We start from the raw sequence: 16,722 nt of genomic DNA on the forward strand, positions 1-16,722 counted from the left end.
TCAAAATATATAAAAGGGAGTCAATAAGACTCCCTTTTTTTATTCTCTTTTATAGCTATACTAACCTTCAAAATCATCTTGTCCATTAAGATCTCGTTGAGGTCGCTTCTTTTTCTTCTTTTGATTGAATCTATACGTGAACGATAGGTTAAAGCTACGCTCTCTCCATTGAAATTCACTATCTGATATAAACGTAGATGTAGTTGCGGTACTCATTCGTTTTCTAGAATTAAATACATCGTTTACATTAAAAGTAACAGAGGCCTTTTCTTTAAACAAATCTTTGCTAAAGGCAAGAGTAGTACTAAAAATTCCATCGCTTTTGGTTTGAGCATTCTCATTTGGACCTCGATAAAAAATACTAGTTTGCCAATCAATTTTTGCTGGCAAAGTAATTTTATTATTTAATCTCGCAAACCAACTAAAATTATCTGCATCTAGACTCTCCCCATTATTTTCTCCTCTAACATTGTTTTGAAATGCATTAAAATTGCCATTTATTCTCCATTTTCTACTAGGGTTATAAATTAGGGTGAATTCAAAACCATATCGATCTGCACTAGTTAAATTAATAGGAGTTCTGCGTATAACTGGTACAATAACAGGGACATCATTTTCATCAACTCCTATTGTAGCGGTATCCCCTGTATCTTCAGAAATAAAGTTAAAAACTTGAGTTGATCTATTGTAATATACAGAGCTATTTAAAGTTAGTTTTCCAAACTTGTGCAGGTAGCCTAAATCAAATGTATTAGCATAACTAGGATCTAAATCAGGATTACCTTGAAATAAATTTGTAGCACTTGACCTTGATGGGAAAGGATTAATAAATCTTGATCTAGGTCTTCTAATTCTTCTATTGTATCCAAGAGTTATACTTTGTTTTTCAGAGATTTCTAATCCAAGATTAACTGTTGGAAATACATCTGTATAGTTCTTTTTGCTTAAGTCATTAGTAGTTTGCTGATCTATTGTGATTCTTGTACTTTCTATTCTTAACCCCAGCAAGTATGAAAGCTTACCGGTTTTACTACCATATTGAGAGTAAACTGCATTTACATATTCTTTGTATAGTAGTGTATTTGATAAATCAGTATCTGTAGTTATAATTCCGTTATCTTCAATTTGAACAAGATAATCTGTATCAAGAGTATTAAAATTGCCACGATAACCTAACTCAAACTGCGACTTCTTTTTAAGAGGTAGCACATAATCAGCTTGTAATAATATTCTATCCTGATCTTCATTTGTGTTTACAAGTTCGATAGCACTTTGATTGTCTTGTGTTATTCTTGAATCTTCTTCTTCATTACTTTTTTCTTTTTGAAAGTCAAATGTTAACTTATGACCACTAGTATTAAAATTTTTGGTATAGTTTAAAGAAAATTGTTTTGTGACATCATCTTCAATTTCTGGGTCAAATCTTATATTTTGACTTAAAATTGTACCATTGGCGTCAGGTTCTGAGATAATATTTGTAGTGTTACTTTCATTGTCACTTGATCGAAATAAAAATGAAGTGGTTAAAGAGGAACTATCATTAATATACCATTCTACTCCAAAATTTGTGTTTAGTCCTTTACGAATTCTATCAAAATCACGTTTTTCGTTTAAGAAAGTATCGGGGTTATCTAGGCCATTATCGTCAATATTTAAAAACCGTGTTTCGGACAATGAATTACCCGGAATTTCTCTATAATTATATCCTGAAGTTGTGAAAAAATTAAAATCTCCTGTTCTATAATTAATATTTCCTGATATACCTGCTCTTAAGGGATAACCGCTGTTTATAGTTATGGCACCATTTAACCCTTGTAATTTACTTCTTCGTAAAATTATGTTTAAAATTCCTGCTGTACCTTCAGCATCATAACGGGCCGAAGGAGAGGTAATGACTTCAACTCTTTCTATAGATTCGGCAGGTAATTGTCGTAGCGCATCTGTGCTATTTAGTCCTACTAACCCAGATGGCTTACCGTTAATTAAAATTCGAACATTATCATTGCCACGAAGCGCTACATTACCCTCTACATCTACAGAAACAGAAGGAACATTATCAAGTACATCACTTACTGTTCCTCCGCTCACAGTAAGATCCTTACCAACATTGTAGATTTTTTTATCTAATCTAACTTCTACTGTAGTTTTTTCTGCAATTATTACCACATCATCAAGAGATTCTCTATCTAATGCAAGTGTGATTGTTCCTAAATCTGTGTTTTTAAATAATTTTTGTTTAGATATTTTTTTAGTCTCAAAAGAAATATATTCGATAGAAATATCATATACACCAGCATCGATTTCTATATTAAACAGTCCATTACCATCTGTTATACCACCTGTTACTACTTTTTGTAATCTTGGGTTAAAAAAAGACAGTGTTGCATATTCTAAAGGAGTGTTAGTGTCCTGGTCTAGAATTATGCCTTTAATATTTATGGGACCAGTAGGAAAATTTCTTTGTTGTGCTTGAATGGTATACAAAACAAAAAGAGGTAGAACGAATAAAAATTTCTTCATTATATAAAATATATGTCGGCCAAAAGTATTAAAGGCCTTTATTGATAGTGGTTAATAGCCTGTTAAATGTTTTACAATTAAAATAAGCAATGTATACCTGGGTATACATTGCTTATGTTAGACTACTTATTTTATAAATGGTTTAATGCAGAAAGATTTTTTTTTAAAAATTAAAGAATAGTAATAACCTGTTGTGGTGGCCTCCCTAAAATTGCTTTATTTCCTTTAACTACTATAGGTCTTTCAATAAGTTTTGGATGGTTAAGCATTGCATTAATTATTTCATCATCACTTAATTTTTCGTTTTTATACTTTTCCTTCCATATGGTTTCATTTTTTCTAACCAAGTCAATAGGAGGAATACCTAAAAGATCTATAAGTTCTATTAAAATATCTTTAGTAATAGGAGTATCTAAATATTTTATAATAGTTACATCTTCTTTTTGTTCTTCAAGTAATGCAAGTGTTTCTCTTGATTTACTACATCTTGGATTGTGATAAATTGTGGTCATAGTGATTCGTATTATTACACTTTTATATCAAATTAATCTTCTTGTTTTTGCCCCATCATCATTAAGTAGGCCTTTAGAAATTTGTCGATACTTCCATCCATAACAGCATCTACATTTCCAGTTTCTTCTGCTGTTCTAACATCTTTTACAAGTTTATAAGGATGCATCACATAATTTCTAATCTGAGAACCCCACTCGATCTTCATTTTAGAAGCTTCGATCTCATCACGTTGCGCTCTTTGTTTTTGAAGTTCTATTTCAAATAATTGTGATTTAAGCATTTGTAGCGCTTTGATTCTATTTTCTTGTTGTGAACGAGTATCAGAACATGAAATTTGAATACCAGTAGGGAAGTGGGTAAGTTGTACTTTGGTTTCTACTTTATTTACATTTTGTCCCCCTGCACCACTAGATCTTGATGTGATAATTTCATAATCTGCTGGATTGATATCGATTTCAATACTATCGTCAGCTAATGGGTACACATAAATTGAAGCAAAAGAGGTATGCCTTTTTGCATTGCTATCAAAAGGAGAAATTCTAACCAAGCGATGTACGCCATTTTCACCTTTAAGCCAGCCAAAGGCATATTCACCTTCGATTTCTAAAGTAACCGTTTTTATTCCGGCAACATCACCACCTTGATAGTTCAGTTCTTTTACTTTATATCCTTGTTTTTCTGCCCACATCAAGTACATACGCATAAGCATACTGGCCCAATCACAGCTTTCGGTACCACCAGCACCTGCCGTTATTTGAAGCACGGCACTCATATTATCTCCCTCATCACTAAGCATGTTTTTGAATTCTAAATCTTCGATTAAAGATTTAGTTTCTTCATAGCGTTCAGATACTTCTGTTTCTGTAGCGTCACCTTCTTTATAAAATTCGTAAAGCACTTCAAGGTCTTCAACTAAAGAATCTGCTTTTTCGTAATCCGAAACCCATTTTTTTTCAGCATTTAGAGTACGCATAAGGTTTTCGGCTTCTTGGGCATTATCCCAAAAATCAGGAGCATAAGTTTTTTCTTCCTGATTCGCTATTTCAATAAGCTTGGCATCAATGTCAAAGATACCTCCTTAACGCAACCAGGCGCTTTCTGAGATCAAGCAAAGTCTCGGTAGTAATCATAGTTATATATATTTCTTGCAAAAATAGGATTTAACAGTTCAGAAGGAAATATTTTTGGCATTATTTTATAGCTTTCATACTTTTATCAACCTTATCACATAAATCATCCTTCATGAAAATTTATATTACTTGTTTACTCTTTATTTTTACACAAATACTTAATGCTCAGTTTTTAGAAAAACAAAAAGATTTGCTTCTTAACAAGGGCTACTTTAATTTTTATTACAGTGAAGATAAAGACGAAATTTATTTAGAAGTTGATAATCTTGATTCTGAATTTTTGTACGTACATTCTTTGGCTACAGGTCTAGGATCGAATGATATAGGTTTAGATAGAGGGCAAATAGGAGATGGTGTTGTTGTTAAATTTCAGCGTGCAGGAAATAAATTATTATTAGTACAACCCAATCAAAGGTATAGAGCTATTACAGATAATTCATTAGAAAAGAGAAGCGTAGAACAGGCTTTTGCCAAATCAGTTTTATTTGGTTTTCCGATCAAGGAAGAAAAATCAGGAAAATTTATTATTGATTTAACCCCATTCTTATTACAAGATACTCATGGCATTATAAATAGATTAAAAAATCAAAAAGAAGGAACATACAGTATTGATAAGTCCAAAAGTGCCTTAAGTATGGATAGGACTAAAGCTTTTCCTAAAAATATAGAGTTTGAAGCATTAATAACATATAAAGGAATACCAAAAGGGAATACTATTGGTTCTGTAGCGCCCAATTCTCAATTATTAACTGTTATACAACATCACTCATTTGTCGAGCTACCAGATGACGGTTACAAGAAAAGAGAATTTGATCCTCGTGGCGGAAGTATCTATATATCTTATATGGATTATGCAACTCCGGTTCAGGAACCGATAATGAAACGATACAGTATTAGACATAGATTAGAGAAGAAAGATCCTACAAAAGAAATAAGCGAAGCTAAAGAGCCAATTATTTATTATTTAGACCCGGGAACACCCGAACCTGTTCGAACTGCACTGCTAGAAGGAGCAAGATGGTGGAATCAAGCATACGAAGCAATTGGTTTTAAAGATGCTTTTCAGGTCAAAATGTTGCCACCAGATGCGGACCCTATGGATTTAAGATATAATGTAATTCAATGGGTTCATCGTTCTACAAGAGGATGGAGTTATGGTGCTAGTGTAGTAGATCCAAGAACTGGCGAAATACTTAAGGGACATGTTAGTTTAGGTAGTTTAAGGATACGCCAGGATTTTTTGATAGCTCAAGCTCTTTTAAACCAACCTTTTAAAGATAATGATGAAGCATACGACTCCATGCTCGGTATGGCTTTAGCACGTATTCGTCAATTATCTGCTCATGAAGTAGGACACACAATAGGTTTTGCTCATAATTTTGCCGCTAGCACAAGTGGTAGAGCATCGGTTATGGATTACCCACATCCGACAATAAGACTTAAAGATGGTAAAATAGATATTTCAGATGCGTATGATACTAAAATCGGATCTTGGGACAAAGTTACCGTCGCATATAGTTATTCAGAATTTGAAAAGAATACTAATGAAAAACAAGAGTTAAATAAAATTTTAGATAAGGCATATCAATCTGGTCTTCGTTTTATTTCGGATAGTGATGCAAGACCACAAGGAGGAGCACACGAATTAGCCCATTTATGGGATAATGGTAAAAGTGCTACTCAAGAATTAGATAACGTACTAAAAGTTAGAGAAACTGCAATTCGTAACTTTTCGATAGATAATATAAGGACTAATGAACCTTACTCTGTTTTAGAAGACGTTTTTGTGCCTCTATATTTCTTTCATAGATACCAAACAGAAGCGGCGGTTAAACTTATAGGGGGACTCAATTATAACTATGCTATAAAAGGAGATGATCAAAATATTGTAGAAATAGTAGCTGCAAATAAACAAAAAGACGCACTTAAACAGATACTACAAACCTTAACGCCAGAAACATTAGCTATACCAGAAGATAAGTTAAAGTTATTTCCGCCTAGGGCCTTTGGATACCATAGAACAAGAGAATCTTTTAAAGGAAAAACAGGAGTAGGTTTTGATGCCATAAGTGCAGCGTCCACCGCAAGTGATATGACTTTGTCTTTGTTATTACATCCAGAAAGAGCATCTAGATTAATACAACAAAAAGCACTTAACCAAAATCAATTAGGGCTTATTGAAGTACTAGATGAATTGATTACACTTACTTTTAAGACTAAAACAAAAAATAATTATCATAAAGAAATTCAAAATACTATAGGGAATAATATGTTGAAACATTTGATATCTCTTAATATCAATAAAAATACGTATCCTCAGGTTAATGCCATATCTTACATGAAAATTATAGAGATCAAAGAGTATCTAAATGGGTTGTCAATAGGGGATCCACAAATGAAATCATATAAAAATTATTATATCAAACAAATAAATGATTTTCTAGAACACCCTGATCAATTTAAGGTTTTATCTTCTCCAAAAATACCTGATGGTTCACCGATAGGTAGTTTTAGATGTGGATTGTAATACTTAATACTTTGTATAATCTGTTGTGTAAAGGTTTTTGAGAAATTCTAGAATTTAGATAAGTATATTTGTTAATGGTGTAGATAGCTTTTTATCTTTACCTAAATAAAAAATACCTTATAATAATCGACTTAAGTAGTGAAACTACATTAAATACTAAATATTAGATGAATATTGAGATTGAATTTAAAAAGAAATTAAAACAAATAAGCGAAATTATTGATGCAAAAGCTCATGAAAATAAGGAGATAGGAGTTTTGTCTGGTATTTCGGGAGTTGCATTATTTCAATTTTATTATTCAAAGTATATAGAAGATGATAGTCATGCTGATAAAGGGGCCGAAACTATTACAAGAGCAATAGACTTGATTAATGAGGGAGTTATTTATCCTACTTTTTGTACCGGAATTGCTGGCGCTTGTTGGGTCTTGGAAGTTTTAAAAGAAGAAGAATTTGTAGAATTAGATGAGGACTTTCTTTCATCTGATCTTGATGCGTATTTGTTACAGGCAATGAAAGCAGATATTGAAACAGAAAATTACGATTTTTTACACGGTGCTATGGGATATGGTTATTACTTTTTAAAACGATATCAAAATGTAACAAATTCAGAATCAAAAAAAGCATATAAAGAGTATTTAGACCTATTGATTAATGCCTTAAAAAACTCATCTTTAAATAAAGACGATAATGTATGGTGGGAAACAGAGTTGATAAAAGATGAAGGTACAATGGGATGCAATTTAAGTTTGTCTCATGGTATGTCCAGTAATATCAACTTTTTATCAAGAATTGCAGAACATAGTGAGTTTTACGATGATGTAAAAGAATTATTAAAAAATGCCTCACACTATATTTTAAGCTGTAAAAATAAGGATACAACGTTAACAGCCACTTTTCCTAATTGGGTAGTCGAAGAAAACGCTGATGAATCTGGTTCTAGACTAGCATGGTGTTACGGTGACTTAGGAATAGGATTATCTTTATTACGTGTGGGAAAGCAATTAAATGATACTAAACTTTATAATGGAGCCTTAAGTGCATTAAAATATTCTACCAAAAGAAGGGATATTGATGAAGCAGGAGTTATGGATGCCGGTTTATGCCATGGAGCATATGGAATCATGCATATTTATCATTACTTGTACAAAACAACAAATGAAGTTGTTTTCAAGGAAACCGCAGATTTCTGGGCAGAAAAGTCACTTGAGCTCGCTATCCATACTGAAGGATATGCTGGATATATGATGTGGAGAGGAGGACAAAAAGATAATAATTGGAAACCATCTGTAGATCTATTAGAAGGTATTGCAGGTATAGGATTGTCAATGATATCATATTTAGCTTCTTTTGATACGAAATGGGATGAATGTCTTTTAATAGGCTAGTTTAAAAATGGTTTTTTCTCAAAAGTGGTGATTTACTTTCTAAGTACATCGGAATTCTAGAAAATCGATCGAAATTCTTGAATATTCAATATAACTAGTTGCATTTAATTTCTTCATAGACTTACGTTTGTATAATTCAAATCGTATTCGTTAACTAATGATTTAATATTATGAAGAATAAAAAGAAGCTATATCTAAAAAAAATGAATATTGCACAACTAGATTCTATTAAAGCAGGAAATCTTGGACCTTTACCTCTGCCAACAGTTACAACAATTAATTCTATTTGTGATCATCTTACAACAACAAATACTAATCAAGGATGTATATATCCAGAAAGTTTAGATATATGTGTAATCAATAAGATTAAATAAAAATCATTTTTTTTACTAAATGTCCACCAATATAATAGGTTTAGGATACTGTTAGTTAGGTTAAATCGTTTGAAACTAGTTTTAGACGATTTTTTTTGTGAGTAATTAGTCGAAATTCTTGAATATCGATCGAAATTCTAGAATTCTTAAAATAACATTTTGTTGAACACCTGATTATGATACTATGTTTGCCATCATATAGCGTTTTGATCACAAATAATGTATAACAAAATCTAATACAATGAAAAGTAAAAAAACATTAAGTTTAAAAAAAGTAGACATAGCAAAGTTAGACACGATTAAAGGAGGCAATTTAGTATTTACATCTCCGAATCTTCCTACAGCTAATCCAAATGGATGTGGAAATGGAACCCAAGGACTTGCATGTCAATATTCACAAACACCTATGAGTTGTGTTGTTTGCGTGCATGTCGAAAAATAAAAATAAGTGAAGTGATTCTCAATAATTTTTTGATCGCACATTTTTAGCTGATTTGTGAGGGTATTACTTTTTTGAGAGTTTGAGTTGAAAACGTCTAAACCTAGTTTAGACGTTTTTTTGCTATACCAAACTCAAAAACTTTATTTAAGATAAATAATCAAAAGTCTATTAATATTTTGACTTTTTAAAGCCCACTTATTAGGGTTTGTTACCTGATTTACTCCTTTTAATATTTAATAATTAGAACTTGAAATTTTATTTTAGTGTTTTATCGGTTATCTATCAAAATTCATTGATTTAAATTTATTAACAAGCAGTAAATATTCAAAACGGTTAACTACAAAACCGAATATAATTGTCCTAAGAGTACACAATCAAATCTCCTTGATACATTCTTATTAAAACAAAACGAAATTCTGGAATATCGGTCGAAATTCTAGAATACCTCATGCAAACTGTTGCAATACAGTTGGTTGTTCTGCTATGTTTGTTGAAGTCAAAGCGCTTTGATAGAAAATAAGTTTAACAATTAAATTTTACAAAAATGAGAGATTTAAAATTTGAGGAAGTACAAGAAGTAAACGGCGGGGATGCTGCAAGTGGGGCAGCCACAGGGGCATTAATTGGATCTGCATTTGGACCAGTAGGAATTGTTATCGGTGCTGCTATTGGTGCGGTAGTAGGTGCTATTAGTGAAGAATAATTAATATTTAACAATTTAAAATTTTATAAAAATGAGAAATTTAACAGTAAATGAAATATCATATGTTTCAGCAGGAGATGGTACTAATCACTATGCAGTAATAGGTGGTGCAATAGGAGGTGGTTTAGCAGGAGCAGGAGCAGGAGCAAAACTAGGTTCTTTTGGTGGACCGGCTGGTTCAGCTATAGGAGCAGCTTTAGGTTTTGGTATAGGAGCTTTGGCAGGAATGATTTGGGCCGATTAGTATTGAATTAATTATATAAATCATAAAATATAATCAAATGAGAAGTTTAACAAGTAATGAATTAGATATTGTAAATGGAGGGTGTACTGGAGCAACCGTTGGAGGTGTTTTGGCTGGTGCAGTAGGAGGTGCCCTTAGTGGAATGTCGACAGGAGGCTTAATCGGGACTGGACCTGCTCCAGGAGTAGGAAGCGCTATAGGTGCTGTTGTAGGAGGTCTTTTTGGGGCTATTGCAGGAGGTTTTATTGCCGCAAGTCAATGTAGTGAAGAATAATTAAATAGTAATCAGGGTAATCTATATGGTTATCCTGATTAATTTCTAATCTTAAAGAAAACTATTATGAATAATAACATAGATACCTTATTTAGAGATTTATCACTAGCCTACGAGGAAAGAAATTTAGATACAATATTCAATCTTCATCATCCATATAATGATCTATTTAATATGGGTAAAGACCAATTAAGAAATGTTTTATCTAATTATGAATTACAAGTGAATTTTGAGGATGTAACAATATTACAGCAAGATAAGGACACTCAAGTTATCAGAATTTCTCAAACCACAAAAAAGAAAGTAGGGCCAGAATTTAGAGATAATATTATAGATATGGTCATGGTTTTGAAACCACATAATAATACACTCAAAATATTATCAACAGCATCAATAAGCACAGAATTTTTACAATAATATTCAAATTACTTGAAAGTTATCTTTCAGTATGAAACCAAGTTTTAAAAAATCAAATATATAATCATGAAAAATAAAAAAATAGTAAAATTAAATCTTAAGAAGAACATAATTTCAAAACTTCAATTAAAAAAAATACAAGGAGGATATCATGGATCATGTACTCCAGATTGTAATATTACTAAAAGTAATTTGGTGTGTTTACCAACCCAAGAACAAATGCAATAAATTAAATATAGTAAGTCATGAGTTCACCATTATTTCGTAAAGAAGCAATAGAAAATAATACCCAAAGATTATTAGGGGATGTTTTACTTATAAGACCTATATCTTTTTGGATTTTTACGTTCGCTATGGTGTTATTGGTTGCTATAGTCAGTTTATTTTTAGTATTTGGTAAGTTTGCCCGCCGCGAGACTGTGGCGGGTTTTTTAGTGCCAGATAAAGGAGTAGTGCGCGTATATGCTCCGTTTAATGGAATCATAGATCAAAAACATACTATCGATGGTTCTAAAGTAACTAAAGGGCAGAATTTATTAGAAGTTACTACAGAACGAGGTTCAAAAGATAGTATAAGTATCAATCAACAGTTAATAATAAGGCTAGAAACACAGAAAACAAATTTAACCCAACGCATAGATGACGAAATATTAGTACTTGATAGTGAAGGTAACCGTTTATCGGTCGTTTTATCAAATCATAAGAGTGAATATTATCAAATCACGAGGCAAATAAAAAGTCAACAAGAAGAATTAAAATTATTAAAAGAAGAGTGGGATAAATATATAAAACTAATGAAAAAAGGGTTGATTTCTGAAGATATATTAAACTCAAAGAGGAATGCATATTTTAATAGTAAAGCATCACTAGATGCAACAAAAAGATTTAGAATACAAAAGAAAACAGAAATAGCCAATACAGAAAAGCAGTTAGAGCAATCTCCTTTACGAAAAAACAATCGTCTGCAAGAATTGCAACATCAATATGCACAATTAGAAGAACGGTTGATAGAACTAAAAAACAGTCGTTCTTATATCATTAAAGCTCCTGTGAATGGAAGAGTGACCTCATCACAAATCACTATCGGACAAAATGTTTCTCCTGCAGTTCCTATACTAACAATTATTCCAGAAAATACAGTTATGCACGCAGAACTGTTTTTACCATCGAGAGCGATTGGTTTTATTAAGAAAAACCAAGAAGTATTAATGCGTTATGATGCATTTCCATACCAACGATATGGTTTATATAAAGGAAAAATCATTCAAATAGCAGAAGCGGTTATATCACCCAATGAAGTTATAATACCAATTGCTTCACAAGAACCAGTATATCGAATAAAAGTTGCATTAGATATGCAAGCTATAAATGCGTATGGCAAAAGGATGCCTCTGCAATCAGGAATGTCTGTTGTAGCAGATATTATTTTAGAAGAACGCAGTTTGGGACAATGGTTGTTAGAACCTATTTATAGTTTAAAAGGAAAATTATAATTTATGCAGAATCCTATTCATTTATTACAGTACGGCTGGGGTAAAAGATTACCAGTAATTATACAAACTGAGGTTGCAGAATGTGGTTTAGCTTCTATAGCTATGGTAGCTAATTATTATGGTCATAAATTAGACCTAAATGCTTTAAGAAGAAAATATTCAATCTCATCTAAAGGAGCCACTTTGCAAGGGCTTATAAAATTAGCAGATGGTTTACAGCTTAGCTCTAGACCATTACGATTAGAATTAGAAGAACTCTCACAATTAAAAAAACCATGCATTCTACATTGGGATTTGAATCATTTCGTGGTGCTAAAATCTGTAAAAGGCAATAAAATAACCATACATGATCCTGCGGTTGGTCTAAGAACTCTAAAATTAGAAGAAGTATCTAAACATTTTACAGGAGTAGCTTTAGAATTAACACCCACACCAGATTTTAAGCCTAAAAAAATAGCTAAAAAAGCAAGATTATCTGATTTTTGGACTAGAATTACAGGCTTGAAAAGAGTACTTATACAAATCCTAGTTTTATCCATATTATTACAACTATTTGCCATTGCAACACCATTTTATATGCAGTTGGTTGTCGACGATGTTATTATAAGTCGAGATCTAGATTTACTTATCGTATTAGCATTGGGGTTTGGTCTTATGAAACTTGTCAATTTAGCAGTAACGGCATTGCGAGGTGTAGTAATATTATATATGGGTACACAACTTAATATCCAAATGGCTGCAAATCTATTACGGCATTTATTAAAGTTACCTATGGATTATTTTGAAAAGAGACATATAGGAGATATCATTTCGAGGTTTGGATCTTTAGAAGATGTAAAACAATTATTAACCACAGGGCTTATAGAGACCATTGTTGATGGTATCATGGCGATTGGACTTCTGGTAATGATGTTTATATATAATATTACATTGGGTTTTATCGTATTAGGAGCCGTTATACTTTATATTATTGTAAGGCTGGCACTATATCACCCATACAGGCAATTAAAAGAAGAGGCTATTGTAGCAGATGCTAAACAGAATTCTAATTTTATGGAAACTGTTCGAGGAATACAAAGTATTAAGTTATTCGGTAATGAAAGTCAACGTCAAACCATATGGCATAACTATTATGCAGATGCTATGAATACTAGTATCCGAATAGGGAAGTTAGATTTAGGATATAACTTTATAAACGGCTTCTTATTTGGTTTAGAAAATATTATTGTGATTTACTTGGCTGCCTCTTTAGTAATGGATAGTTTAATGACTATTGGGATGTTATATGCTTTTATGTCTTATAAACGACAATTCACAGAAAAGGCTTCAGCCTTAGTCAATAAGTTTATACAGTTTAAGATGTTGTCATTACATATGGAGCGTTTAGGAGACATCATTTTAACACATAAAGAAAAAGATATAGATAGTCACAGACAATTACATGATGTAAAAGGCGAACTTAGTCTGGAGAATATTAGTTTTCGATACTCGGATAATGAACCATATTTATTTAAAGACCTTAATTTTAGCATAAAAAAAGGAAGTTCAGTTGCGATTGTAGGCGCTTCAGGTTGCGGAAAAACAACGATGATGAAATTGATGTTAGGGTTACTGAAACCAGAAACTGGTAATGTATTTATAGACGGATATGATATAAGAAAAGTTGGTTTAAGAACATATCGAAATTTAATCGGTACCGTGATGCAAAATGATCAATTATTATCAGGAAGTATAGCAGATAATATATGTTTTTTTGATCCAGAGTTTGATCAATCTTGGATAGAACAATGTGCACAAATGGCAGCAATACACCAAGATGTTATAACTATGCCCATGGGGTATCACACTTTGATAGGGGATATGGGTAGTAGTTTATCTGGGGGACAAAAACAGCGTTTATTATTGGCAAGAGCCTTATACAAAAAACCTAAAATATTGTTTTTAGATGAAGCAACTTCACATCTTGATGTTGGATTAGAGTCGGTAGTAAATGATACTGTAAAAACGTTAAATATTACTCGTGTCATTATTGCGCATCGACCTGATACCATTGCTATGGCAGATAGGGTAATTGTGTTAAAGAATGGACAACTTATTCAAGATAATATGTGCGCCTCTTCAATAGCAGTTTAATAATTGACCGTAAATACAATCAATTTGTTTTAGTAAAATTTAAAGCTAATTAACATAGTATTTTATTCCTCATTATGCACACATGTAATACTCGCTGTTCCGCAAAATATTCCTCTTATCGTATGAAAAGGTATATATCCCCCAGATATAGTATTTAAATTTTCTAGTTGTGATACTTTAATCTTTTTAAGTGCTAGTTTTTTATTTGGTTGTTTTTTCATTGTGATTATGATGTTTTAAATTTATTTTTTATGGATTAAGAATCCAGTCTCTTTTTTTGATTGATCTATTTGATGTCATTTATGCATCCAGACTCTCCCAAAAAACTAGCTGTTCCTCCGCAAATTAAGCCTGCAAGACTTCGAAAATTAATACCCCCAGATATTGCATTCAAATTTTCAAGTTTTGATATTTCAGTTTTATTTAAGATTAATTTTTTATTTGTGCTCTTTTTCATAGTTATTTTTCAGGTTAAAAATAAAGCGATTTATAAGTGATTATTTTACTTGAACAGTACATTCAGATACACTAGCAGTTCCACCACATTTATTTAGTGCATAAGTATCAAGGGGATTACCTCCACCTTGTATTGATGAGGGAAGAGTAAGTTTAGACACTTTAATTTTTTTTAATTCTATTTTCTTTTTTCTGTTTTGACTTTTCATTGTGCTTAAGTTTTAATTTGATAATACGGTAACGAATGTATTTAAAAACGTTTGCTTTTCGTTAAAAAAGTTAAAAAAGCACACGAAATTCTAGAATTTCGTGTGCTTTTTTAACTAATAATCAGGGATGTAACTATTCGTTGTTATTTAACTTTGCTCAATTCTTTTATGTAATATGAAGGTTTAATTTTTACTTGTTTATAAAAAGCATTAGAAAATGTTTCAGCAGTGCTATAACCAAACTCATTTGCAATAGCTTTGATGGTAAATTTGCGTAACATGGTATTTTCTTGTAACTCTTTTACAGCATAATCTATTCGTAATTGATTCAAATAACTAGTAAAACTTTTATTTTTATAATGATTGATGATTAGGGATAGATATTTAACATTAGTTTCCATATTATCAGCTAAAGACTGAGCGCTTAGTCCTACAGTAAGATAACCTTGTTCATTTTCAAATTCAACAAGTTTTTCCAAAATATAAGTAACATGCTTCTCAGGAACTTTTAGTTCTTTATTTTTAACGACAGTTTTAGCCTCTGTAATAGTTTTATTTTGAGAGGAAGATTTATTACCTTCAGAAATAAGATTTTCAAAACGTATGCGATATCTTTGTTTTTTCTTGTATTGATAGTACAGTAACCCTGCACAAAGAAACAAAAGAATGCCAAGGATGAAAATACCTTTTATATATGCATTATTGTTTTGGTTCAATTTCTTTATAAGTAGTTCTTTTTCTTCTAACAAAAGTGGAATATCATAGTCTTCTTTTATTTTTTTACTTATAAATATTTGGTCGTTTAAATAATTATTCAAAACAGAGTTCAACTTGTCTAAATATTTATTTTGATTGTTTAGATCTCCTGTTTCTTTGAAATATTCTTTAAGATATTCATAAGTCTTAATGTGTTTATATTGAGGTATTGATTTAAGAGTTTCAAGTATCGAATCTGTCTTTTTTAAATAATAAATAGATTTTTCATTATTCTTTAGTTCATAATAGGATTTTCCTAAATAGAAATAACTATCAATAGTATTAGATTTATCTTTAAACTCAAGTATTTTAGGTAAAGCCCTAGTAATACTATCAATAGCTGATAAATATCTATTTTGCTCATATTGATTAATACCTTCACATAAAGTGAAATAGGTTTTCATTTCTAATTGGTTAAGATCATTACTTTTAGATGCTCTTTGGTAACCTATTGTATTGTAATGTGTTGCTGAATCATTTTGTTTTAGTCCAATATAGGTTTCTGCAATTGCGTGAAGTGTATATAGGTATCTAATTGGGTAATTATTCTCGGGCGTACTTTTATAAAAATTAGCACATTTTTTAAATATTTCTACAGCTTTTTGTTTTTCACCTAAATGTTCACTTCGTACAATGCCCAAATAATAGTCTATACGATATAATAAACGCGTATTTTGATTTTTTTCAGCAAGTTTTTGAGCTTTGTTTAGGTGTTCCAGAGTTTTTTTTATATTTCTTTTCTCAAATAAAAAAAACTGAGCTTTTCTAAAGTATGCCCTAGCCGGAAAATCTTTATTTTGCTTGTGTTTGGTTAAATTGATAATACTATCAGTATAACTTAATTTGGAATGGTCTTTTGCTACGTTATAAAAATGATAGTATGCTCTGGCAATTTTAAAAGTATCCTGTTCAAATTTTGCTTTGTCAAGGTACAATGATATTATTTTTCTAGCTTTTATACTGTCAATTTCCTCATACTTTAGAAATAGTTTTTCCAGTTCGTCATAATTTTTATTTTGCAAAACATCGGTAAAACTTTGAGCATTTGTTGTGAATGGTAAAAGAATGAGTTTTATAATAAAAAGATGTATAAGTGCTCTATGCATGTTTGATAAATAAATGAAAATTTGTTCAGAATTATTA

The 16,722-nt window shown here is 31.3% G+C and carries 17 protein-coding genes; 10 read left to right on the forward strand and 7 right to left on the reverse strand.

Annotation, left to right across the window (positions count from 1 at the left end):
- Window positions 1-60 precede the first annotated feature (60 nt).
- From D1816_RS02900 to prfB, 3 genes are all read right to left on the reverse strand, one after another.
- On the reverse strand, window positions 61-2,520 hold the full coding sequence (locus D1816_RS02900) for a TonB-dependent receptor domain-containing protein (protein ID WP_118501118.1): 2,460 nt from the start codon (window positions 2,518-2,520) through the stop codon (window positions 61-63).
- Between the two features lie 170 nt (window positions 2,521-2,690).
- Window positions 2,691-3,032, reverse strand: coding sequence for an arsenate reductase (glutaredoxin) (gene arsC / locus D1816_RS02905; RefSeq protein WP_066310802.1), 342 nt, complete (start codon window positions 3,030-3,032; stop codon window positions 2,691-2,693).
- A gap of 32 nt (window positions 3,033-3,064) precedes the next feature.
- Window positions 3,065-4,163, reverse strand: a protein-coding gene (gene prfB, locus D1816_RS02910) for a peptide chain release factor 2 (protein WP_099098763.1) whose coding sequence is annotated in 2 segments (ribosomal slippage) — window positions 3,065-4,099 and window positions 4,101-4,163 — 1,098 coding nt in all. Because the reading frame shifts where the segments join, the coding sequence is not laid out codon by codon here.
- A gap of 112 nt (window positions 4,164-4,275) precedes the next feature.
- Between prfB and D1816_RS02915 the strand changes: the two genes are divergently transcribed.
- The 10 genes from D1816_RS02915 (at window position 4,276) to D1816_RS02960 (ending at window position 14,158) form a co-directional block, all read left to right on the forward strand.
- Window positions 4,276-6,690, forward strand: coding sequence for a zinc-dependent metalloprotease (locus tag D1816_RS02915; RefSeq protein WP_118501119.1), 2,415 nt, complete (start codon window positions 4,276-4,278; stop codon window positions 6,688-6,690).
- A 167-nt stretch (window positions 6,691-6,857) separates the two neighbouring features.
- Window positions 6,858-8,078 (forward strand): lanthionine synthetase C family protein, encoded by a 1,221-nt coding sequence (locus D1816_RS02920; RefSeq protein WP_118501120.1) that lies wholly within the window; start codon window positions 6,858-6,860, stop codon window positions 8,076-8,078.
- Window positions 8,079-8,248: 170 nt separating this feature from the next.
- Window positions 8,249-8,452, forward strand: coding sequence for a hypothetical protein (locus D1816_RS02925; RefSeq protein ID WP_118501121.1), 204 nt, complete (start codon window positions 8,249-8,251; stop codon window positions 8,450-8,452).
- A 241-nt stretch (window positions 8,453-8,693) separates the two neighbouring features.
- Window positions 8,694-8,894 (forward strand): hypothetical protein, encoded by a 201-nt coding sequence (locus tag D1816_RS02930; RefSeq protein WP_066310792.1) that lies wholly within the window; start codon window positions 8,694-8,696, stop codon window positions 8,892-8,894.
- A 544-nt stretch (window positions 8,895-9,438) separates the two neighbouring features.
- Window positions 9,439-9,597: a Blp family class II bacteriocin gene (locus tag D1816_RS02935; RefSeq protein WP_118501122.1), complete on the forward strand. Its 159-nt coding sequence runs from the start codon at window positions 9,439-9,441 to the stop codon at window positions 9,595-9,597.
- A 31-nt stretch (window positions 9,598-9,628) separates the two neighbouring features.
- A complete protein-coding gene (locus D1816_RS02940) occupies window positions 9,629-9,841 on the forward strand; it encodes a hypothetical protein (RefSeq protein WP_118501123.1) in 213 nt (70 codons plus the stop codon).
- Window positions 9,842-9,878: 37 nt separating this feature from the next.
- Entirely contained in the window at window positions 9,879-10,115 is a 237-nt protein-coding gene (locus D1816_RS02945; protein WP_118501124.1) for a hypothetical protein, read from the forward strand.
- A gap of 66 nt (window positions 10,116-10,181) precedes the next feature.
- On the forward strand, window positions 10,182-10,532 hold the full coding sequence (locus tag D1816_RS02950; RefSeq protein WP_118501125.1) for a hypothetical protein: 351 nt from the start codon (window positions 10,182-10,184) through the stop codon (window positions 10,530-10,532).
- A 245-nt stretch (window positions 10,533-10,777) separates the two neighbouring features.
- Window positions 10,778-12,025: an HlyD family secretion protein gene (locus D1816_RS02955; protein ID WP_118501126.1), complete on the forward strand. Its 1,248-nt coding sequence runs from the start codon at window positions 10,778-10,780 to the stop codon at window positions 12,023-12,025.
- A gap of 3 nt (window positions 12,026-12,028) precedes the next feature.
- Window positions 12,029-14,158: a peptidase domain-containing ABC transporter gene (locus D1816_RS02960; protein WP_118501127.1), complete on the forward strand. Its 2,130-nt coding sequence runs from the start codon at window positions 12,029-12,031 to the stop codon at window positions 14,156-14,158.
- A 62-nt stretch (window positions 14,159-14,220) separates the two neighbouring features.
- Here D1816_RS02960 and D1816_RS25540 read toward each other — a convergent pair whose 3' ends face one another.
- The 4 genes from D1816_RS25540 to D1816_RS02970 form a co-directional block, all read right to left on the reverse strand.
- On the reverse strand, window positions 14,221-14,379 hold the full coding sequence (locus D1816_RS25540) for a hypothetical protein (protein ID WP_158597796.1): 159 nt from the start codon (window positions 14,377-14,379) through the stop codon (window positions 14,221-14,223).
- 65 nt (window positions 14,380-14,444) lie between these two features.
- Window positions 14,445-14,615, reverse strand: a complete 171-nt coding sequence (locus D1816_RS25545; protein WP_157766027.1) for a hypothetical protein — start codon at window positions 14,613-14,615, stop codon at window positions 14,445-14,447.
- Window positions 14,616-14,655: 40 nt separating this feature from the next.
- Window positions 14,656-14,823 carry a hypothetical protein gene (locus D1816_RS25550; protein ID WP_157766026.1) on the reverse strand — a complete coding sequence of 56 codons (168 nt, stop codon included), beginning with the start codon at window positions 14,821-14,823 and terminating at the stop codon, window positions 14,656-14,658.
- 143 nt (window positions 14,824-14,966) lie between these two features.
- A complete protein-coding gene (locus D1816_RS02970; protein ID WP_118501129.1) occupies window positions 14,967-16,685 on the reverse strand; it encodes a helix-turn-helix domain-containing protein in 1,719 nt (572 codons plus the stop codon).
- Window positions 16,686-16,722 lie beyond the last annotated feature (37 nt).

The sequence above is a fragment of the Aquimarina sp. AD10 genome (genome assembly GCF_003443715.1).
Classification (GTDB): Bacteria; Bacteroidota; Bacteroidia; order Flavobacteriales; family Flavobacteriaceae; genus Aquimarina; species Aquimarina aggregata.